Annotated in this window: 20 protein-coding genes; 14 read left to right on the top strand and 6 right to left on the bottom strand. The window is 58.2% G+C overall.

Annotated elements, in window-relative coordinates; all coding sequences use genetic code 11:
* Positions 1–45 precede the first annotated feature (45 nt).
* Complete coding sequence (locus BLU89_RS13000; RefSeq protein WP_074737265.1) at positions 46–2,259, top strand: response regulator; 2,214 nt, start codon at positions 46–48, stop codon at positions 2,257–2,259.
* 9 nt (positions 2,260–2,268) lie between these two features.
* Entirely contained in the window at positions 2,269–2,730 is a 462-nt protein-coding gene (locus tag BLU89_RS13005; RefSeq protein ID WP_074737266.1) for a VOC family protein, read from the top strand.
* Here the strand turns inward: BLU89_RS13005 and yaaA are convergent.
* From yaaA to BLU89_RS13020, 3 genes are all read right to left on the bottom strand, one after another.
* Complete coding sequence (gene yaaA / locus BLU89_RS13010) at positions 2,700–3,491, bottom strand: peroxide stress protein YaaA (protein ID WP_074737267.1); 792 nt, start codon at positions 3,489–3,491, stop codon at positions 2,700–2,702. The genes BLU89_RS13005 and yaaA overlap by 31 nt on opposite strands.
* Positions 3,492–3,524: 33 nt before the next feature.
* Positions 3,525–5,564, bottom strand: coding sequence for a DNA helicase RecQ (gene recQ, locus BLU89_RS13015; RefSeq protein ID WP_074737268.1), 2,040 nt, complete (start codon positions 5,562–5,564; stop codon positions 3,525–3,527).
* A 77-nt stretch (positions 5,565–5,641) separates the two neighbouring features.
* Positions 5,642–5,929 (bottom strand): YggT family protein, encoded by a 288-nt coding sequence (locus BLU89_RS13020; RefSeq protein ID WP_039543000.1) that lies wholly within the window; start codon positions 5,927–5,929, stop codon positions 5,642–5,644.
* Between the two features lie 130 nt (positions 5,930–6,059).
* Between BLU89_RS13020 and BLU89_RS13025 the strand changes: the two genes are divergently transcribed.
* From BLU89_RS13025 to smpB, 10 genes are all read left to right on the top strand, one after another.
* Complete coding sequence (locus BLU89_RS13025; protein WP_074737269.1) at positions 6,060–7,427, top strand: MFS transporter; 1,368 nt, start codon at positions 6,060–6,062, stop codon at positions 7,425–7,427.
* A complete protein-coding gene (gene mepA, locus BLU89_RS13030; protein WP_074737270.1) occupies positions 7,424–8,287 on the top strand; it encodes a penicillin-insensitive murein endopeptidase in 864 nt (287 codons plus the stop codon). The genes BLU89_RS13025 and mepA overlap by 4 nt, the downstream gene beginning before the upstream one ends.
* Positions 8,260–9,144: an esterase-like activity of phytase family protein gene (locus BLU89_RS13035; protein ID WP_074737271.1), complete on the top strand. Its 885-nt coding sequence runs from the start codon at positions 8,260–8,262 to the stop codon at positions 9,142–9,144. The genes mepA and BLU89_RS13035 overlap by 28 nt, the downstream gene beginning before the upstream one ends.
* 91 nt (positions 9,145–9,235) lie before the next feature.
* Positions 9,236–9,880, top strand: coding sequence for a queuosine precursor transporter (locus BLU89_RS13040; protein WP_074737272.1), 645 nt, complete (start codon positions 9,236–9,238; stop codon positions 9,878–9,880).
* A 262-nt stretch (positions 9,881–10,142) separates the two neighbouring features.
* Positions 10,143–10,562, top strand: a complete 420-nt coding sequence (gene arfB, locus BLU89_RS13045; RefSeq protein WP_074737390.1) for an alternative ribosome rescue aminoacyl-tRNA hydrolase ArfB — start codon at positions 10,143–10,145, stop codon at positions 10,560–10,562.
* Between the two features lie 61 nt (positions 10,563–10,623).
* Entirely contained in the window at positions 10,624–11,370 is a 747-nt protein-coding gene (locus BLU89_RS13050; protein WP_074737273.1) for an SDR family oxidoreductase, read from the top strand.
* 82 nt (positions 11,371–11,452) lie between these two features.
* Positions 11,453–12,466: a P1 family peptidase gene (locus BLU89_RS13055; RefSeq protein ID WP_074737391.1), complete on the top strand. Its 1,014-nt coding sequence runs from the start codon at positions 11,453–11,455 to the stop codon at positions 12,464–12,466.
* Positions 12,467–12,580: 114 nt separating this feature from the next.
* Positions 12,581–12,994, top strand: a complete 414-nt coding sequence (locus BLU89_RS13060; RefSeq protein ID WP_074737274.1) for a c-type cytochrome — start codon at positions 12,581–12,583, stop codon at positions 12,992–12,994.
* 145 nt (positions 12,995–13,139) lie between these two features.
* Positions 13,140–13,682 carry an isopentenyl-diphosphate Delta-isomerase gene (gene idi / locus BLU89_RS13065; RefSeq protein WP_074737275.1) on the top strand — a complete coding sequence of 181 codons (543 nt, stop codon included), beginning with the start codon at positions 13,140–13,142 and terminating at the stop codon, positions 13,680–13,682.
* Between the two features lie 44 nt (positions 13,683–13,726).
* The gene (gene smpB, locus BLU89_RS13070; protein ID WP_074737276.1) at positions 13,727–14,203 is read left to right on the top strand and encodes an SsrA-binding protein SmpB; all 477 of its coding nucleotides are present in this window, start codon (positions 13,727–13,729) and stop codon (positions 14,201–14,203) included.
* Here smpB and glpK read toward each other — a convergent pair.
* The 3 genes from glpK to panB form a co-directional block, all read right to left on the bottom strand.
* On the bottom strand, positions 14,200–15,678 hold the full coding sequence (glpK, locus tag BLU89_RS13075) for a glycerol kinase GlpK (protein WP_074737277.1): 1,479 nt from the start codon (positions 15,676–15,678) through the stop codon (positions 14,200–14,202). The two genes, smpB and glpK, sit on opposite strands and share 4 nt — an antisense overlap.
* Before the next feature lie 70 nt (positions 15,679–15,748).
* Complete coding sequence (gene panC, locus BLU89_RS13080; protein ID WP_074737278.1) at positions 15,749–16,600, bottom strand: pantoate--beta-alanine ligase; 852 nt, start codon at positions 16,598–16,600, stop codon at positions 15,749–15,751.
* Entirely contained in the window at positions 16,597–17,436 is an 840-nt protein-coding gene (panB, locus tag BLU89_RS13085; protein ID WP_074737279.1) for a 3-methyl-2-oxobutanoate hydroxymethyltransferase, read from the bottom strand. The genes panC and panB overlap by 4 nt, the downstream gene beginning before the upstream one ends.
* Positions 17,437–17,607: 171 nt before the next feature.
* On the opposite strand from panB, the gene BLU89_RS13090 reads away from it, so the two are divergent.
* Together BLU89_RS13090 and BLU89_RS13095 are read left to right on the top strand one after the other, a co-directional pair.
* Positions 17,608–19,095 (top strand): ABC transporter substrate-binding protein, encoded by a 1,488-nt coding sequence (locus BLU89_RS13090; RefSeq protein ID WP_074737280.1) that lies wholly within the window; start codon positions 17,608–17,610, stop codon positions 19,093–19,095.
* A 19-nt stretch (positions 19,096–19,114) separates the two neighbouring features.
* A complete protein-coding gene (locus BLU89_RS13095) occupies positions 19,115–20,131 on the top strand; it encodes a hypothetical protein (protein ID WP_074737281.1) in 1,017 nt (338 codons plus the stop codon).
* The last annotated feature ends 22 nt before the right edge of the window (positions 20,132–20,153 follow it).

Below are 20,153 nucleotides of genomic sequence, written 5' to 3' on the forward strand. Positions count from 1 at the left end.
GCTCTCTGGTGATGCTGTGGGTAAAGCATCGCGGGAACTAAATTGATGAGCCTTGCAGAAAAACTGGCACAGGAACGGCGGGCACGTCTGGCTGCCGAGCGACTGTTGCATCTGAAACAGGCTGAGCTTTCTGATGCCAACCGTAAACTGGGCCGCCATGCCATCGCGTTGACACGCCGAATCGACGAGACTCAGGCCGAGGTTGCGACAGTTCGCGATGAAAACGAGAAGGTCAAATCCGACCTGACCGTGGCTAATGCCAAGATCGAAGTGGCCGAACGCCGCCTATGGCACTCAATCCAGACGATCCCGGACGGGTTTGCTTTTTTTGATTGCTACAACACGCTGGTCGGTGCCAATGCCGCCTATTTAAGCGTGTTTGACGGGCTGGATGAGGTTGCCCCCGGCATCACCTATCCGCGCCTTCTGGAAATTCTCACATGCGAGGGCATCGTGGATATCGGACCGGATTCGGCCGAGGACTGGAAGGCCAGCATGTTGTGTCGCTGGGAGCAGTCGCATCCGGAACCGGTGGTGATCCAGCTGTGGAACGGTCAGTATATTCGCTTGATCGACCAGAGGGGTCATGGCGGAGATGTCCTGAGCCTTGCGCTGAACATCACCGCCTCGGTCCGGCATGAGGCTGAACTGAACGCCGCGCGCGAACGCGCCGAAGCCGCAAACCGTGCCAAATCCGCGTTTCTGGCCAATATGAGCCATGAGATCCGCACCCCGATGAATGGAATCGTGGGTATGACTGAACTGCTGACCGAAACGCCTCTGAATGAGGAACAAAGGCTCTATATCAGCACAATTCGCAATTCGGGTGAAGCTTTGCTGGTCATCATCAACGATGTTCTGGACTATTCCAAGATCGAGGCCGACAAACTTACGCTGCACCCCGAACAGTTCGACCTGGAGCGTTGCATTCTTGAAGTGGCGATGCTGCTGCAACCCAGTGTTCGCGACAAGGGGCTGACCCTGCTGGTGGATTATGACCTGTTTCTGCCGACGCTCTTTGTAGGCGATCCGGGGCGGATTCGTCAGGTTCTGACCAATCTGGTGGGCAATGCCGTAAAGTTCACCGCGCAGGGCCATGTATTGATCCGGGTGACCGGTGTGCCCGACACCGGTACGAAAAGCTGTGATATCCACGTGGCGATCGAGGATACCGGCATCGGCATTGAGCCGGACAAGGTTCCTCACATTTTCGGCGAGTTCAATCAGGTCGAAGATGCCCAGAACCGCCAGTTCGAAGGCACCGGGCTTGGATTGGCGATCACCAGACGTCTGATCACCATGATGGGCGGAACCGTCTGGGTCGAAAGTGAATCGGAAAGGGGGTCATGCTTTGGTTTCCGTATCTCATTGCCCACCGCAGAGGGACCGCAGCCTGTCCCTCCTGATCTGGCAGGACAACTGGGGCATGTTCTGATCGTCGAGGATATGGCGGTGAACCGCGCCATCCTGACCAAACAGCTGGGTCGGCTTGGGTCGCGGGCATTGACCTGCGCGACGGGGGCCGAGGCGCTGTCCGCTGTGGACGGCACCATTGATCTGGTCCTGTGTGATCACGACCTGCCGGATATGGACGGGTTGGAACTTGCCACCACGCTGCGCGATAAGGGATGGGCCGATCTGCCAATTGTAGTGATGTCCGCCAACCCCGGTGTGATTCATGCTGATCCGGCCCATCACCTGATTGATGGCGTGCTGCAAAAGCCCATCCCGCGGGCTGAGCTGTATTCCCGTCTGATGGCGTTGGATGCGCCCGTGTTCAAGCCTGACCGCAAGGATGAGCGCAGCGCTGAGTCCATACCTGATGCGCAAATTTGCCCGGATCAGAGACTGATGCGTGTCCTCGCCGCTGAGGACAATCGTACCAATCAGTTGATCCTCAAGAAAATGACCAAGGATTTAACTATTGATCTGAGATTCGTCTCTAACGGGATGGAAGCGATTGAAATATTTCCCGATTTTGAACCAGACCTGATTTTCATGGATATCTCGATGCCCAAAATGGATGGTAAGGAAGCAACCGGGGAAATTCGACGGCGCGAAATCGGAACCGATCGCCATGTTCCCATCGTGGCGCTGACAGCTCATGCGATGTCGGGGGATGATCAGGGCATTCTGGCGGCGGGACTGGATCATTACCTGACCAAGCCATTGCATAAAAAGTTGATCCACCAGATGATACTGGACCACCGCCCCGCTGAGGCTCAGCCGGTCAGTGCGGACGCAGAAGGGGTCGAATAGGATCGAACCATGTCAGAAGACCGAGGGTTTCGCCCCCGAGGATTGGGTGAGATTGCAATACGCTGCGCCGATATGGATGCGATGGTGCAATTCTACGAGACAGTCATCGGATTGCAGCGGATGCACGGCGGCTACAACAGCGCCATTACGTTCTTTCGGATTGCCGAGGGGGTTGGCGGCCATACGCAGGTACTTGCGCTCTTCGCTGATATGGCCGCACCAGGCTCGGGATCGGGTCCGACCGGCGAGGAAAACCCGGTTACCGGCAGGGCATCGGCCTTGCACCATATTGCCTTGTCTTTGCCATTTGCCGAGCAAGAGGCGGTCATGCGCTGGTATGACCGGATCAGTCAGCCCTATCGTGTTGAACGCTTCGGCTGGATCGGCTGGCGTGGAATCTTTACCCAAGACCCCGAGGGAAACACGGTCGAGATGGTGGCCTACGACCCTTCGATGCTTGATCGGGCCTGATAAGGGCGCACAAAGACAGGCTTGTTGTCCTCTGAAAGGTCGGCTTGGTATTCATACCCGCCACTGTCGAATTCCAATAGGCTGCGCGGATCAGTCAGTTGGTGCTGGATAATGTAGCGCGCCATCGCGCCGCGCGCTTTCTTGGCAAAAAAGCTGACAATCTTGGGGGTGCCGCCCTTGTCCTCCATAAAAACCGGGGTCACGACCGGAAGCTTAAGAGCATTCAGATCAACCGCACCAAAATACTCCTGACTTGCACAATTCACCAGAACCTTGCTCCCGATATCGGACGCTTGCGCGTTCAGCGCCTTGCTCAGCTGATCGCGCCAGTATTCATAGAGGTTCTTGCCGCGCCGGGTTTTCAGCTTGCTGCCCATCTCAAGCCGATAGGCCTGTATGGCATCCAGCGGGCGCAGTACGCCGTATAGGCCGGATAAGATGCGCAGGTGATCCTGTGCCCAGGCCATTTCGTCCGTATCCAGCGACGCCGCTTCGAGCCCCTGATAAGTATCACCAGCAAAAGCCAGCGCGGCGGGGCGCGTGTTTTCCGCCTCGGGTGCGTCTGAGAATACACGATACCTGTCGCGATTCAGACGAGCCAGATCATCGCTCAGATCCATAAGTTTCTTCAGATCGCCCAGTGTCAGATTGCGTGCGGTTTTTGACAGGCGGATTGCGTCGTCCTGAAAATCGGGCTGCGTGACCGCCACGTCTCGTTCTGCCCAATCCAGCCGTTTGGCCGGGGAAATCACTACCAGCATATCCGCCCTCGTTTCTTGCCTGTCGTTGGGTATCTAGCCCGCCTGTTGCAGCACGTCCAGAAACGCCGCCCCAAATCTTTCGTGACGACGGTCGCCCAGAACCTGTTCCATCGCCCGCGGGTCATCTGGGCGCAGTTGCGCCACCTTGGCCAGTTGCGAGGCCGTACAGCTCAGCGGTTTGTCGATCCCGTCAGGGCCACGCGACAATTGTGACTGAACCTCGAGCAACTGATCGTAGATGTCGCCCTGATTGCGGCCTGCAAGCTTGCGCCGCGCCGGATGCAGCTCTTCCACCGCGCCGGTCAGGACCTCAAGGAAGGTGGCGCCATAGCGTTCCAGTTTCTTGGCCCCGACGCCGCTGACCCGTGCCATATCGTCCAAATTCGCAGGTCGGGTTTCAGCCATCTCGATCAGGGTGCGATCAGGAAAGATGACATAAGCCGGAACCCGCGCTGCCTCGGCCAGTGCGCGACGCTTGGCCTTGAGCGCCGAAAGCAGTGGCGCATCCTCCTCGGACACCATCGCTTTGACTGCGGGTCGTCGGGTGGCTTTACGGATCGTATCCTTGCGCAGATTGATATGCGCTTCGCCCTTGAGGATGGGTTTGGCGGATTCAGTCATGCGCAGGGCCCCGTGACGCTCGGGGTCGGGACGGACCAGATCATGGCCCATCATCTGCCGAAAAATCGCCTGCCATTGTGGGCGCGACCAGTCCTTGCCAATGCCATAGGTCGACAGGGTGTCATGTCGCCGGGCGCGGATTTTGTCGGTCTCATTGGCAAGCAGGATATCGATCAGATGCCCCGCGCCGAACCATTCTTCGGTGCGCAGGATGGCAGACAGGGCCATGCGGACCGGTGTTGTGCCATCGAATATTTCAGGCGGGCTGTCGCAAAGATCGCATTTGCCACATGGGTCAGCCTGCTCACCAAAATACCCCAGCAAAGTCTGGCGACGACATTTCAGAGCCTCGGCTAACCCCAGCAACGCGTTGAGCCGGGCATGATCTGCCATACGCCGCTCAGGCGGGGCCAGCCCTTCGTCGATCTGTGATCGGCGCAGGCGGATGTCGTCAGGTCCAAACATGGTCAGGGTTTCGGCCGGGCCGCCATCGCGCCCGGCGCGTCCGATTTCCTGATAATAGGCCTCGATGGATTTGGGTAGGTCCGCATGGGCGACCCAGCGGATGTCCGGCTTGTCGATGCCCATTCCAAAAGCGACGGTGGCGACCACGATCAGACCATCCTCGCGTGCGAAACGAGTCTCAACGATGCGACGGTCGTCTGCCTCCATTCCGCCGTGGTAGTGGCAGGCCGAATGCCCTTCGGAACACAGAGCCTTGGCCAGCACCTCAGTCTTGTTGCGTGTGCCGCAATAGACGATGCCGGATTGGCCCTTGCGGGCGGCAGCAAAATCGAGGACCTGTTTGCGCGGCCCGTCCTTGGCGGTGAATGCCAGATGGATGTTGGGCCGATCGAAACCGCGCAGAAATTTGCGTGGTTCACTGCCGTCAAACAGCTTCTGAACAATCTCATCCTGTGTTTCCGCGTCTGCGGTCGCTGTAAAAGCAGCGAGCGGTACGTTCAACGCACGACGCAGTTCTCCGATCCGTAAGTAATCCGGGCGGAAATCGTGACCCCATTGGCTGACGCAATGCGCCTCGTCCACCGCGATCAGGCTGACATTAATCCGGCGCAGCATCCCGAGCGCAGACCCGGCGGCCAGACGCTCGGGCGCCATATAAAGCAGCTTGAGCCGCCCGGCTTCCAATGCCTCCCACACCGCATCGGTTTCCTCGGGGGTATTGCCAGAAGTTAGCGCGCCAGCCTCAACACCGGCCTCCTGCAATCCACGGACCTGATCACGCATCAGCGCGATTAGCGGAGAGATCACCACCGTTACCCCGTCGCGCAACAGCGCAGGAAGCTGAAAGCACAGGGATTTCCCGCCTCCGGTTGGCATGATGGCCAGCACGTTCTCACCCGTTGTCACGGCATCAACGATTTCCTCCTGCCCAGGGCGGAAGTCGTCGAATCCAAAGACATCTCGCAGCAAAGGCGCGGAGTCGAACATGTGCGGGGTGGCCCTGTTTTAAGGTCTATCTGCTCTTATGCAGGACCATCACATACTAAGAATCTCTGAACAAGAGGTCAGTAGAAATAGACCGCATTGTTGATCAGGACGATCCGCAGTGCATAAACACCGATCAGCACGACCAGAGGTGTCAGATCCAGACCGCCCATATTGGGCAGGATGCGGCGAATGGGGCCATAGATGGGCTCTAGGATGCGGTTCAGGCCGTACCAGATTTGTGCCACCAGTTGCTGGTGCAAATTGAGTACCTGAAAGTTGATCAGCCAGCTCATAATCACATGGGCGAGGATGATGAACCAGACGATGTCCAGGATCAGCAGCAGAATTTGGATCAGTGACAGCATGGGCGCTCCGTTCTTCGCGTTTGCCGAGACCTAAGCACACCCAAAGCAAAGAGCAAGCCTGTCCCAACACAACCCTTGCGAATTGCATCAAAGACCCGTCTTATGAAAGCAACGATAAACAGGGGCAGTGATGGCAGGGATTTCCAAGCGCAAGCGCATTTGGGGGTGGTGGTTTTTCGACTGGGCCAGCCAGCCCTACCACACGTTGTTGGTGACCTTTGTCTTTGGACCCTACTTCGCCGGGGCTGCAGCACAGTTCTACCTGAATTCTGGTCTGGAGATTGAGGCGGCCAAGGCGCAGGCACAGGTGGTTTGGGCCAACTGTATGACCATCATTGGCCTGCTTATCGCCTTTGGAGCCCCGTTACTGGGGGCCATGGCCGATGTCTCAGGCCGTCGTATCCCGTGGATTTTTGCCTTTTCGGTCATGTATGCGGTGGGTTCGGCTTCGTTGTGGTACATGATGCCGGACGGCTCGAACATGTGGCTGATGCTTTCGGCCTTTGGGTTGGGCTTTATCGGTGCCGAATACGCGCTGATCTTTATCAATTCGCAACTACCCGATCTGGGTGATGACACCGAAGTGGGTGAGATTTCGGGCTCGGGCTTTGCCTTTGGCTATTTCGGAGGGTTGTTGTCGCTGGCGATCATGCTGACCCTGTTTGTTGAACAGGCAAATGGCAAAACCTTGATCGGAATAGACCCGCTTTTTGGGCTGGACGCCGCAACCCGCGAAGGGACGCGTTTTGTCGGGCCCTTCACGGCGGGGTGGTTCATCCTGTTCATGGTGCCCTATTTCCTGTGGGTGCGCGATGATCCGAACGCGGACCGCAAAGGCAGCGTGGCTGAGGCGCTGCGTCTTCTGGGTAAATCCATTTCCAATCTGCGCCACCGCACCAGCCTCGCCACTTATCTGGGCGCGTCCATGTTTTATCGCGACGCTCTGAACGGGCTTTATACGTTTGGCGGGGTTTATGCGACGCTGGTCCTTGAGTGGGGACTGATCAAGATCGGTGTCTTCGGGATTGTCAGTGTTCTGGCCTCGGCTATTTTCGCGTGGATTGGCGGTAAGGTCGACAGAAAACACGGCCCTAAACCCGTCGTTCTGATTGCGATCTGGGTGCTGATCTTTGTCTGCATCACGGTGGTCTCGATGGACCGGACGCAGGTGTTCGGCATCACCGTGCCCGAAGGTTCGGGTCTGCCGGACATGGTGTTCTTTGGCTGCGGTATACTGATCGGTGGTATGGGGGGCATTCTGCAATCGGCAAGCCGGTCCTTGATGGTGCGCCATACCGACCCGCAAGCCCCTGTCGAAAGCTTTGGTCTTTATGGCTTGTCGGGCCGTGCCACCTCATTCGCGGCGCCGATGTTGATCGCACTCGCCACGACCGTGACCGGAAGTGCACGCCTGGGGGTGTCACCGGTCATTCTGTTGTTTATTCTGGGGTTATTCCTGATGCGCTGGGTCAGACCGGAAGGGGATCAGAGCAGATGATTTTATTACGTTTTTTGGCAATTCTGGCAGTCGTCACACTGGCGGGATCAGCCTCGGCCCAACCGCTGGCAAAACAGTTGTTCGGTGCTCAGAAAGCCAATTCCCAACAGAAACCGGCGGCTTTCGGCAGTTATTCGCGCGGATGTGCAGCCGGTTCAGTGCAATTGCCTGAAACCGGGCCCACATGGCAGGCTATGCGCCTGTCGCGCAATCGGAACTGGGGGCATCCGCAGGCGATCGACTATGTGCAGGATCTCAGCCGGTTTGCAGCGAAGCAACCGGGATGGAATGGTCTCTATGTCGGCGATATCAGCCAGCCGCGCGGGGGGCCGATGACCTCGGGGCATCGCAGTCACCAGTTGGGCCTTGATATCGATATCTGGATGCTGCCCGGCGACAACATGCGTCTCAGCCGCAAATCGCGCGAGAATATCTCGTCCATCTCGCTGCGCCGCGCGAACGGGGCTTATGTGAACGGCAACTGGACGAAACAGCACCATGCAGTCCTACGCGAAGCCGCCAAAGACAAGCGAGTTGCGCGCATATTCGTGTTCCCCGGCGCCAAGGTTCAGATGTGCAATGACGAGAAAGGTAACCGTGCCTATTTGCGCAAGATCAGGCCATGGTGGGGACACCACTATCACTTCCACGTCCGCCTCAAATGTCCAAAGGGTTCGCGTGGTTGCGTCAATCAGGATGCGCCGCCCAAGGGCGATGGCTGCGCCGAAGCGCAACAATGGGTGCGCAATATTTTGAATCCACCTCCGCCTGATCCGAATGCGCCGCCGCCCAAAAAACGGCGCGAATACCGTCTGGCCGATCTGCCTCAGCAATGCACTGCCGTTCTGCAGTCCAACTGATCGCCGCCCTGCTGCTGGCCAGTTCGGCCGGCGCTGTCGAAAGCAAGATGGCGAAGCATCTGGGTAGTTTCGTATGGCGCCACGGGGCTGACTGGTTCGGTGGTTTTTCGGCCATCCACGTCGCCGACAATGGTCGCGGCCTGATTGTGCTAAGTGATCGAGCGGTTCTCATCAAAGCGCAAGTTGACCGGGAAGGTGTACAGATCGTGCGTGCCACGGTGACAGGGCACTGGCCGGTTTTGTCCAGCAAAGGCCGCAATCTGCCCGGTTATGTCGGAGATTCCGAAGGGATCGCGATGGCACCCGATGGCGGCATGTATATCTCGTTCGAAGGTATCCATCGGGTGGCGTATTATCCGGCACCGGGTGCCAGGGCGCGGGTTCTGCCGCGCCCCAGGGCATTTAACGCATTCGAAGGTAATGGATCTTTCGAAGCTCTGGCGATTGATGACCAAGGATGGCTCTATGCGTTACCCGAGAAAAACCGGACCGAGAATGGCGCGATCCCTGTCTATCGCTGGAATGGTCGAACATGGTCCACGCCCTTTGTGCTGCCCGCACGCGGCAAGTTCTTGCCCGTTGCGGCTGATTTCGGTCCGGATGGTCGATTTTACCTGCTCGAACGTGCGGTATCCCTGACCGGGTTCCGCTCGCGTCTGCGGCGTTGGCACATCGGCGGCAACGGTCCAAATGCCGAAGAGGTCCTGTTTGAAACCGCCACCGGTACTCATGACAACCTCGAAGGTTTGTCTGTTTGGCGCGATGATCAGCACCGGTTGCGCGCCACCATGATCTCGGATGATAACTTTCTGGCGCTCCAACGTACCGAGGTGGTCGAGTATCTGCTGCCCGATTGACTCGGGTGACACAAAGGTCTAAACGCACGGCCTGCCTTGGGATGAGCCCTTGGCCAAGTCGCCGCTACCTTGTCAAAACGGGCATCTGAAAATGCAACGCAGCTTTATTCCCGGCATAATTGCCATGGCCGCCATTGTCGTGGCCTCAAACATTCTGGTCCAGTACCTGATCCTTGACGGTCTGTTGACCTGGGGTGCCTTCACCTATCCGCTCGCCTATCTGGTCACTGATATCACCAACCGCGTCTACGGCGCGGGCCCGGCCCGCAAGGTGGTGTTTGCCGGTTTTGTAGCGGGTGTCATCTGCTCGTTGATCGGCAGCCAGATCATGCTGCAGGGTGATGGGTTCACCTATGCCGCTGTGCCGCTGCGCGTGGCCGTGGCCTCAGGTATTGCCTTCCTTGTCGCGCAACTTTCGGACGTAACCGTGTTCAACGCCATGCGTGGCGGGCGCTGGTGGCGTGCGCCGCTGGCCTCGACCCTGGTGGGCTCTGCGCTGGATACGGTTGTGTTTTTTACCATCGCGTTTTCGGCTTCGGTCGCGATCTTTGGTGCCAATGCCGACGCAGCGATCAGCTGGGCGTGGGAGCCTGTACCCTTCATGCTGTCCGGTCCGATGGTGCCGCTTTGGGTCACGCTCGCCTTTGCGGATTGGCTGGTGAAGCTGGCGCTGGCCCTGATCGCCCTGATCCCGTTCAAGGTGATCGTTGCACGGCTGACCACGCAGCCTGCGTAAAAAATGCTTTGAGAATGGCGCATCTTGTGTCAGGCTCTAGGTTAACCGCAACAGATAGAAAAGGAGGTGATCCAGTGTCGAGAAAGAGATTGGAGAGAGGTGTCGGAACAACCGGGGGGATCGCCCGTTAGGGCAGCCCTTGGCGGAGCGCTCGCTCCGGCTGGTCGATTGATCTAACCGACCCCACCTCCTGAACTTTCGAAGGGCCGTCCCGCCGGGGCGGCCCTTTTTGTTTCCGCGCGCCGGCTGTAAGGTCCGCACCATGTTGCGCGTCACCGATGATATCACCCTGCAGGATTGGGAAATAACCGAAAGCTTTGTGCGTTCTTCGGGTCCCGGCGGGCAGAATGTGAACAAAGTCTCAACCGCCGTTGAGTTACGGTTCGAAGCAGCGCGTTCCCCCTCATTGCCCGAGCCTGTCAAAACGCGCTTGAAACGGTTGGCGGGGCGTCGCTGGACCAAGGACGGCGCAATCATAATCCAATGCGAGGAAACCCGCTCTCAGGCCCGGAACCGAGAACTTGCCCGTGCCCGTCTGGCCGAACTGATCAGCCGTGCGCTGGTCAAGCCAAAGCGCCGCATTGCGACGAAACCGACCTATGGCTCTGTCAAGCGGCGTCTGACCGCCAAAAAGGCGCGTTCGGATGTCAAAGCTCTGCGGGGGAAAGTTTCAGACGATTGAACTGGTATCTTTCAGGGCTGTTGTTACTCTGACCCGGTACAGCGCCAAGGGGGGCAAGAGCATGAGGTTAGAGGGAAAAACCGCGATCGTAACGGGCGGCGCGTCCGGCTTTGGCGCTGGGATCGTGGGGAAATTCGTGGCCGAAGGTGCCCGGGTTATGATTGCGGATATCAACGGAGATGCCGCGGCTGACCTCGCGGGCACTCTTGGATCAGGGGCGCTGTCGCAACCGGTTGATGTTTCCGACGCAGGCTCTGTGCAGAAGATGGCGGATGTGTTCATCCGGGCCCTCGGACCCCTCGACATTCTGGTCAACAATGCAGGCGTGACACACTTTCCGACGCCGTTGGAAGAGGTCGATGAGGATGAATTCGACCGAGTTTTCAAAGTGAATATGAAATCAGTCTACCTGACTGCCCGCGCCTTTGTTCCGCTCATGAAGACGCGTGGGGCCGGTGCGATCCTGAATGTGGCCTCGACCGCGGGCCTGTCTCCGCGGCCCAATCTCAACTGGTACAATGCCTCAAAAGGATGGATGATCACCGCAACCAAGACCATGGCGGTGGAACTTGCACCTTCCGGTGTGCGCGTGAACGCCATTTGCCCGGTTGCGGGTGAAACGCCCCTACTGAAATCCTTCATGGGCGAGGATACTCCGGAAATCCGCGCCAAATTCCTGTCAACTATCCCTCTGGGTCGCTTTTCAACCCCCGAAGACATGGGCAACGCCGCCTGTTTCTTGTGCTCGGACGAGGCCAGCATGATCACGGGCGCAGCGCTCGAAGTGGATGGTGGCCGATGCATCTGATCCGCCCCTTCATCTGGCAAAAAATACCTCCGCCGGAGGCAGTGCGCGTACGCGCACAATGCCCTCAAAGCACGAGGTCGTTATGATCCCCGGATCTGGAAACCTGATTACCGATGTCGCCGGTCTGAAGGTTGGCAATGCACAGGATGAGACCCTGAAATCGGGTGCCACCGTGCTGACAGCGGATCAGCCTTTTACTGCCTCGGTGCATGTGATGGGAGGTGCGCCGGGCACCCGGGAAACCGACCTTTTGGCGCCAGACAAATCCGTTGATCAGGTGGATGCAATTGTCCTGTCGGGCGGGTCGGCCTTTGGGTTGGATGCCTGCTCGGGTGTTTCGGACGCGATGCGGGCCGACGGCCGAGGATTTCAGGTCGGAGAGGCAATCGTACCCATTGTTCCCGGCGCGATTCTGTTCGACCTGCTTAACGGCGGTGACAAGAACTGGACTGAGAACCCCTATCGTGCGCTGGGCAAAGCGGCCTATCGCTCGGCCTCACAGCAATTTGATCTGGGCACTGCGGGCGCTGGCACCGGCGCTTTGGCGGCGATGCAAAAGGGTGGACTGGGGTCTGCCTCATTGGTGCTTGAAGATGGATTGACCGTCGGCGCTTTGGTGGCAGCCAACCCCTTGGGCAGTGTCACGACACCGGGCGATTGTCATTTCTGGGCGGCACCGTTCGAGATTGGGGCCGAGTTCGGTGGGCTCGGGCCAGACCCGGCTTCTGGTCTGGGGCGGGCTCATGTCAGCCGCAAAGCCAAAGCGATGCATTCGGCGCCGCCGGACAAGGCAAATACGACGATTGCCATTGTTGCAACTAACGTTGCCCTGTCCAAACCGCAGTGCCAGCGGCTGGCGGTGGCGGCCCATGATGGCATCGCCCGCGCGATCGTCCCGGCGCACACGCCAGGGGACGGAGATCTTGTGTTTGGGGTCAGCACCGGTGCGCGCAGTGTTGATGCGGGCGCTCTGGCGATGATTGGCCATGCGGCGTCGATCTGTTTGGCTCGGGCTATCGCTCGCGCTGTTTATCTGGCGTCGCCCGCCGCAGGTGATCTTCTGCCCTGTTGGTCGGACGTACATGACTTAAGTTAAGGACGACCCGAGTTTCGCTGTGACACAGTGCCGTCACGCGGCAATCTGCGCGTTGACTCTCTGCTGTGCCAGCGGTCCATTCGGTGCAGCCAATTTGTATCGGAGCTAAATGCTATGAATCGTATCCTCGCAACCGCAATTGTCGGCCTGCTGGCCCTTCCTGCTTATGCGGAAGGCGACGCCGAAGCCGGCAAGAAAACCTTCAATAAATGCAAATCCTGCCACCAAATCGTTGATCCGGCGGGTGAAGTGGTCGTCAAAGGCGGCAAGACCGGGCCGAACCTCTATGGTGTTGCTGGTCGTACTGCTGGGTCTGTCGAAGGGTTCAAATATGGCGACAGCATTGTTGCAGCGGGTGAAAACGGCTTGGTCTGGGACGAAGAGACCTTTGTCACCTATGCGCAGGACCCCAAAGCATTCCTGAAAGAATATCTGGGCGAAACCTCTGCCAAATCAAAAATGACCTTCAAACTGAAGAAGGGTGCCGAGGACGTTTACGCCTATATTATAAGCGTTTCGGGCGAATAAACTCATATTCCTGAATATAAATCAGGTGCAAAAAGGCCGCAGCCCCTGCGGCCTTTCGTGCGCTTGATCGAAGCCCCGATCAGCGTCACTTTGGAGGAAAACCGGTAGGCCTGCGCGAACCGGTGATCGCCAACGGGAGACGACAATGGGAATCTTGATCCCGGCCTGGGTTGACGGGGAATTGACGCCCGTCGACAAGCTGGAGGCCCATGAAAAGGGTCTGAGGCACAAGGCGGTGTCAGTCTTTGTCGTGCGCGGAACTCAGATTTTGCTGCAACGTCGGGCGATGGGCAAGTACCACACCCCCGGCTTGTGGGCGAATACCTGCTGCACGCATCCGGATTGGGAGGAAAGCGCTTCGCACTGCGCTGTGCGTCGCCTGAGCGAGGAAATGGGCATAACCGGGCTGTATCCCGAATACCGGCACCGGTTGGAATATCACGCCGATGTCGGCAATGGTCTGATCGAGAACGAGGTGGTTGACGTTTTCCTGGCCCATGTGCGTGGCCCGCTGGATATCGAGCCTAACCCGGACGAAGTTATGGATATTCGCTGGGTCGACTACCACGACTTGCTGGCTGAGGTGAAACGGCACCCGGACCGTTTTACGCCGTGGCTCAAGATTTATCTACACAACCACGCCGACACGATCTTTGGTCCTGATCTGATTATCTCAGCCAATTCGTAACCCTGCCTTGCAAGGCGCGCACAAGCGGAATACATCAACGCGTCATGGCCAAACCGAAGACAGACCCGAATTACAAAGTCATCGCCGAAAACCGGCGTGCGCGCTTCGATTATGCAATCGAGGAGGATCTTGAGTGCGGTCTTATGCTGGAAGGGTCCGAGGTCAAATCCCTGCGCGCAGGTGGGGCGAACATCGCCGAAAGCTATGCATCGGTCGATGATGGTGAGCTGTGGCTGGTCAACAGCTATGTCGCGCCTTACGAGCAGGCGAAGGTCTTCAAACACGAAGAACGTCGTCGCCGTAAGCTGCTGGTGTCGCGCAAGGAACTGTCAAACCTGTGGAACGCGACCCAGCGCAAGGGTATGACGCTGGTACCGCTGGTGCTGTACTTTAACCACAAAGGTCGGGCAAAGCTGAAGATCGGCATCGCCAAGGGTAAGAAGCTGCACGACAAGCGTGAAACGCAGGCCAAGCGGGATTGGTCACGGCAGAAGCAGCGCCTGATGAAGGACCACAGCTAAAAAGCCATGGTCGCCTGAACCGCCCGCTGCCAGCGCGCATAGGCGGCGTCTCGGTCTGCCTCAGCCTTCACAGGTTCAAACCGGCGATCCAGATCCCAGGTCTCGGCGAATCCTGCCTGATCCGGGTAGACACCTGCTTTCATCCCCGCCAGCCACGCGGCACCAAGCGCGGTGGTTTCCTGCATCACCGGGCGGTCGACCGGTGCCCCCAGAATGTCGGAAAGCCCCTGCATGGCCCAATCCGACGCGCTCATCCCGCCGTCGACTCGCAGGGTGACATCAGCCTCGGCGCCCCAATCGCCCTGCATCGCATGCCACAGGTCCCGGGTTTGGAACGCGATGCTTTCCAGCGTGGCCCGCGTGATCTCGGCGCGGCCGGAATTGCGGGTCAGGCCAAAGATCGCGCCTCGGCAATCGGGTTTCCAATAGGGTGCACCAAGCCCGGTGAAGGCAGGAACAAGAACAACATGCTGGTTCGGGTCAGCCTGCGCAGCCAGCTCGCCGCTTTGTGGCGCGGCCTCGATGATCTGCAATGCGTCGCGCAACCATTGCACGGCAGCACCCGCGATGAAGATCGAACCTTCAAGCGCATAGGTTTTCTGCCCGTCCAACTGATAGGCAATGGTGGTGAGTAGGCGATTCTTGGATTCTACTTGCTGCGCGCCAGTATTGAGCAGCGCAAAACAGCCCGTGCCATAGGTGGATTTCATCATACCGGGTTGGAAACAGGCCTGCCCAATCGTGGCGGCCTGCTGATCCCCGGCCACGCCAAGAATCGGAATGTCGCCGTCGAATAGTGAGGTTGATCCGAAATCTGCTGCACAATCCCGCACGTCAGGCAATAGAGCCTGCGGGATATCCAATAAGTCGCAAATCTCGCTGCTCCATTGCCCCTTGTGAATGTCAAACAGCAATGTGCGGGCCGCATTGGTGGCATCGGTGGCGTGCACACGGCCTTTTGTCAGTCGCCAGATCAAAAAGGTGTCGATGGTGCCGAACAGTAACTCTCCTGCGGCGGCGCGATCACGCGCGCCAGGAACGGTGTCCAGCAGCCATTTGACTTTGGTGCCTGAGAAGTACGGATCCAGCAGCAGGCCAGTCTGGGCAGTTACGTCATCCTCGCATCCCGCTTTGCGAAGACGTTCGCAGATTTTGGCGGTGCGGCGGTCCTGCCAGACGATCGCGTTGTGAATCGGGACCCCGGTGACGCGATCCCAGATGACAGAGGTTTCGCGTTGATTGGTGATCCCTATTCCGGCGATCTGGGCGGCGGAGACACCTGCTGATTCCATCACTTCGCGGCAGACCGTCAGAACACTGTCCCATATTTCTTCGGCGTCGTGCTCGACCCAGCCCTCTTGTGGGAAATGCTGGGTGAATTCACGCTGTGCTGTGCCTACGCGCTGCATTTGCGCGTCAAACAGGATCGCCCGAGACGATGTGGTGCCCTGATCGATTGCCATAATATAGGTCATGCCTGCGCCCCTCCCACTTTGGTTTTGCGGGACTTTAGCGCAAACACAAGCAAACGTGCCAGAGGGGAAATCAGGCTGGCGAAACCGGCAGATTGTCGATCAGCCGTACGCCTTCGACCAAGGCGGCCGCGAACAGGCGCGCCGGTCTGTCGGTAATTGGCAGGAGCTTCAGCGTTTCAGCGCAGCGCAGTTGCAAATACTCTACCTCGCTGAAACCGGCGGCCAATAGATCTGCCTGTGCCTGCGGAGCCACCACGTCAAACTCTTCGCCGTCCTCCAAAGCCTGAACTAGCGCGCGCATGACCCGGTGTTTTACGGCGGCGATGACCAGACCTTTTTCTGATAACCGCTGATTGCGCGACGACATTGCGAGCCCCGAGGATTCTCGGACCGTAGGGCACCCAATCACCTCGATAGGGATATCCAAATCTCGGGCCATCCGGCGGACAATCATAAGCTGCTGATAGTCCTTTTCGCCGAAATAGGCTCTATCCGCTTGCGTTTGCAGGAACAGTTTGGCGACAACAGTCGCCACCCCATCGAAATGACCCGGGCGAAATTCACCTTCCATGACATCGGTCAGGCCCGAGACCGAAACTGTGGTTGCGAACCCCTCTGGGTAAATCTCATCCGGGTCGGGGACGTAAATTGCGTCAATGTTGTAGGGCGCCAGCTTTCCCGCGTCTTCCTGTTCGGTGCGCGGATAGTTGGTAAGGTCCTCAGGGTTGTTGAACTGTTTGGGGTTTACAAAGATCGTCACGATCACCCGGTCGCAGTCCGCCTTCGCAGCTTCGGCCAGGGACAGATGCCCCTGATGCAGCGCGCCCATAGTGGGGACAACACCGATTACGTCTCTTTGCTGGCGCCATTCATGGGTCAGAGCGCGCAGGTCCGCCAACCGGCGCAAGATAGGCGCGGTCATGATTTGGATCCTGTGGCGGGTGCCGTATCGGCAAAGACATGTTCATCTGCCGGAAAGCTGCGCGCACGCACTTCAGCTGCGTATTCCGCAATGGCGGCCTCGGCCAGCGGTCCTAGATCAGCATATCGTTTGACGAATTTCGGTTTGAACGCGGTGAAAAAACCCAGCATGTCATCGACTACCAGAATTTGCCCGTCACACCCGACCGAGGCGCCGATTCCGATCGTGGGAATCGCAATTTCAGAAGTGATCCGATCAGCCAAATTTTGTGGAACCTTCTCTAACACCACGGAAAACGCTCCTGCATCGGTAACGGCGTGGGCATCGGCCAATACGGCTTGTGCCTGTTCGTCGCGACCCTGAACCTTGTAGCCCCCCAACGTGTTGATCGATTGTGGCGTCAGGCCGATATGCGCCATCACCGGGATACCGCGTTTGACGAGAAAGCGGATGGTTTCGGCCATTTCAACGCCGCCCTCCAGCTTGACCGCGCCCGCGCCGGTTTCGGACATCAGGCGTGCGGCGTTGCGAAAGGCCTGCGCCGGGTCATGTTCGTAGCTGGCGAAAGGCATGTCGACCACCATCATGGCATTGTCCAGACCACGGGCGACGGCCTGACCGTGCATGATCATCATCTCCATCGTCACCCCAAGGGTCGAGGTCAGGCCGTGCAGCACCATGCCGACGCTGTCTCCGACCAGAACAAAGTCGCAATGCGCATCCATCAACCGCGCCATCGGTGTCGTATAGGCGGTTAGACTAACCAGTGGATCGCCGCCTTTACGGCTGCGGATATCCTCGGCGTTCGGGGCTTTCTTGTGGGCGGTGGCGCTCATGCTCGCTCCTCGCGGGGTTCATGTTGCAGTGCGGCATAGCAGATGCGACAGGGCCGAAGGAACCCCGGTTGCGCGAACAATCCCTTGATTGACCTTTGGTTTGCGGGGACATTGGGCGCAGACCGGCCCATAACGCGCAGGGCCAGCCATTTTCAGTGGGGAGAGATTTTCATGACAAAGCAGCGCTTTCGCTTGTTCGCGTCGGCCCTGGCCCTTGGTGCCAGCCTGTTTGCAACGCAGGCCCTGGCCAAATCGGACATCATCATCGCCATGCAGCTTGAGCCGCCGCATCTGGATCCGACCAGCGCCGCAGCTCAGGCCATCGATTCGGTCGTTTACACCAATATCTTCGAAGGGCTGACCCGCTTCATGGGCGACGGATCGGTTGTACCGGGGCTGGCCGAAAGCTGGGAAATCTCAGAAGACGGTACCGTCTATACGTTCAAACTGCGCGACGGTGTGATCTTTCATGATGGCACCACAATGGATGCTGAGGACGTCAAGTTTTCTCTGGACCGTGCCACTGCCGAAGACAGCACCAATGCACAAAAGGCCCTGTTTGCGGGGATCGAGAGCGTCGAAGTTGTGGACCCCCTGACTGTTCAGGTGACGTTGAAGGACCCAAACGGCAATTTCCTTTTCAACCTTGCTTGGGGTGATGCGGTCATCGTTGCGCCTGAAAGTATCGAGAATATCAAGACCAACCCGGTTGGCACCGGGGCTTTCACCTTTGCCGATTGGGTGCAGGGGGATAGCATCACTCTGAATCGCAACCCTGACTATTGGGGCGATCAGCCCGCATTAGAGACTGCGACGTTCAAGTTCATCTCGGACCCAACCGCCGCCTTCGCCGCAATGATGGCGGAAGATGTGGACGTATTCGACAACTTTCCCGCGCCAGAGAACCTGCCACAGTTCGAGGCTGATCCGCGCTTTCAGGTCCTTGTCGGCTCGACCGAGGGTGAGACAATCCTGTCGACCAACAACAAACAGAAACCCTTTGATGATATCCTCGTCCGGCAGGCCCTGGCCCATGCCATCGACCGACAAGCCATCATCGACGGAGCAATGTTCGGCTATGGCACGCCCATTGGTACACATTTCGCACCACACAACCCGGCTTATATCGATTTGACCGGCAATTCAGCCTATGACCCGGAAAAAGCCAAGGCGCTTCTGGCAGAGGCCGGGTATCCCGATGGATTCGCGACCACCCTTCATCTACCGCCGCCATCCTATGCCCGGCGCGGAGGTGAGATCATCGCCGCCCAACTGGCCGAAGTTGGCATCAAAGCTGAGATCATCAATGTGGAATGGGCGCAATGGTTGGAAAGCGTGTTCAAAGGCAAGGAATTCGGTCTGACCATTGTCAGCCATACCGAGCCGATGGATATCGGCATCTATGCCCGGCCTGACTATTATTTCCAATATGAAAGCACCGATTTTCAGGCTTTGATGGACACGTTGAATTCCACCACAGACCCTGATGAGCGCACCCGCCTGCTGGGAGAGGCACAGCGTCTGATAGCAACTGATTACGTCAACGGGTATCTGTTTCAGCTTGCCAAGCTCGGCGTGGCCAAGGCTGGTGTTCAAGGCCTTTGGGAAAACGCGCCCACCGCAGCGATCGACCTGACTGCCATCAGCTGGGACGAATAGGCCTAAGGGAGGTCTGCGCATGGTCAGGTCATTCCTCGTCGCACTAATTCTCGCGGCGCAGATCTTAGTTATGCCTGCTCGGGCCGATTCATCGCTTGGGCAGGCGGTAGCGTTGTGGCTGCAAGGCGACGATATGCAGGCCCTTCCGATGCTCGCAGAACTTGCCGCTGAAGGTGACGTTGATGCGCGCTTGTTACTGGGACGGATTGAAACATCCGACCTGGGGCTTTCACCTTACCGGCAATCACTGGGACCCGAGCGATCGCGAAAGCTATTCCGTCAGAAAGATTGGTCGGCCTTTGGGCAGTCGTGGTTAACGGTCGAGGCGCGTGCTGGAAACGAGCTGGCGCAAGCCTTACAGCAGGCCAAGCGCCCGGAGCCCGATCTCGATCTGATCGCCAAGCTTAACGCCTTTGGTGAACATCAGGCCACCGACTATCCCACACGCATCGTCGCTCTCTATGGCGATGTGGACATGCGTGAGAAGTTGCTGGCCGACGATCAGGTCATGCAGGCCTTGAAACCTTACTTGACCTATCTGTCTCAAACCCCAGAACCACGCGGAGACGGTCTTGCTGCGCTGCGCCATATTCAACCTGAGCCGGTCGACGCAAGCTCGGATCAGGCGCTTGGCATGGCGGGTCTGCTGGCGCTTGGGTTGGGGTATGGTGATGTTTCTCCAGACAACCCATGGCGTGTATCGGTGGAAAGCTGGCTGATGTCCTCGGATTCGACCCGACCAATTGCGCAACTTTGCACCGAACATTGCGCCGATGACGCACCTGCCTGTGCTTTCGCATTTCTGGCTCTGACAGGCGGGTATTTCGAGGCCATCCGCATCGACAGCCCGCTTGAGACGGTAATCCCGCAAGAGGAATTTCTGGATAGCCCGCGTGCCCGACTGATGGTCCTGCGTCGCGCGGCGCTGGCGCGAACCGAGACCAACCTTGACTGGTTGTCCAGTACCGAGCCCGCCGCTGCGCTTTCGGCCTGTGCGATCAAACTGATCAACGAAGAGCGACAGGCCTACAAGTAGGTGCTGGACCCGTGCGATCCGC

Origin of the sequence: Ruegeria halocynthiae (assembly GCF_900106805.1) — a bacterium.
GTDB lineage: Bacteria > Pseudomonadota > Alphaproteobacteria > Rhodobacterales > Rhodobacteraceae > Ruegeria > Ruegeria halocynthiae.